Genomic DNA, 1,105 nt, shown 5'->3' with positions numbered 1-1,105 from the left:
TTAAGATTTATTTGGTCTTTGAAAACTAAACAATGTCGCGTTTCGACCAACCGGAAATTTTTTTGGTTGTATATTTATAGCCAATCAAACTCACACATTTAATCGGAGAGTTTGATCCTGGCTCAGGACGAACGCTGGCGGCGTGCTTAACACATGCAAGTTGCGCGAGAAAGCTACCTTCGGGTAGTGAGTAAAGCGGCGAACGGGTGAGTAACGCGTGGGTTACCTACCTCTAAGTTAGGAATAACTTTTCGAAAGGAAAGCTAATGCCTAATATCTAAAGATGGCTCTGCTATCGCTTAGGGATGGGCCCGCGTCCCATTAGCTTGTTGGTAGTGTAAGAGACTACCAAAGCAACAATGGGTAGCCGACCTGAGAGGGTGATCGGCCACACTGGGACTGAGACACGGCCCAGACTCCTACGGGAGGCTGCAGTGGGGAATCTTCCGCAATGAGCGAAAGCTTGACGGAGCAACGCCGCGTGAGTGATGAAGGCCTTCGGGTCGTAAAGCTCTGTCCTTAGGGAAGAACACCCCAGTAGATAATAACTGCTGGGATTGACGGTACCTTTGGAGGAAGCCTCGGCTAATTACGTGCCAGCAGCCGCGGTAATACGTAAGAGGCAAGCGTTGTCCGGAATCACTGGGCGTGAAGGGTGCGCAGGCGGTCTAGTAAGTCAAAAGTGAAATCCATCGGCTCAACCGGTGAACTGCTTTTGAAACTATTAGACTTGAGAATAGGAGAAGAGAGTGGAATTCCTGGTGTAGTGGTGAAATACGTAGATATCAGGAAGAATACCAATGGCGAAAGCAGCTCTCTAGCCTAATTCTGACGCTGAGGTACGAAAGCTAGGGTATCAAACGGGATTAGATACCCCGGTAGTCCTAGCTGTAAACGCTGGATACTAGGTGTTGGGGGTTCAACTCCCTCGGTGCTGCAGTTAACGCGTTAAGTATCCCGCCTGGGGATTACGACCGCAAGGTTGAAACTCAAAGGAATTGACGGGGGCCCGCACAAGCGGCGGAGCATGTGGTTTAATTCGAAGCAACGCGCAGAACATTACCAGGGTTTGACATCCTATGACCATCTGTGAAAGCAGAGTCTG

At 49.7% G+C, this 1,105-nt stretch carries 1 rRNA gene; it reads left to right on the top strand.

Annotation, left to right across the window (positions count from 1 at the left end):
• Positions 1 to 99 precede the first annotated feature (99 nt).
• Positions 100 to 1,105 (top strand): 16S ribosomal RNA (locus JOC47_RS15260); the annotation flags it as partial.

This window comes from Halanaerobacter jeridensis, assembly GCF_016908315.1.
Taxonomy (GTDB): domain Bacteria; phylum Bacillota; class Halanaerobiia; order Halobacteroidales; family Halobacteroidaceae; genus Halanaerobacter; species Halanaerobacter jeridensis.
This window is presented reverse-complemented; position numbering and strand designations above follow the sequence as displayed.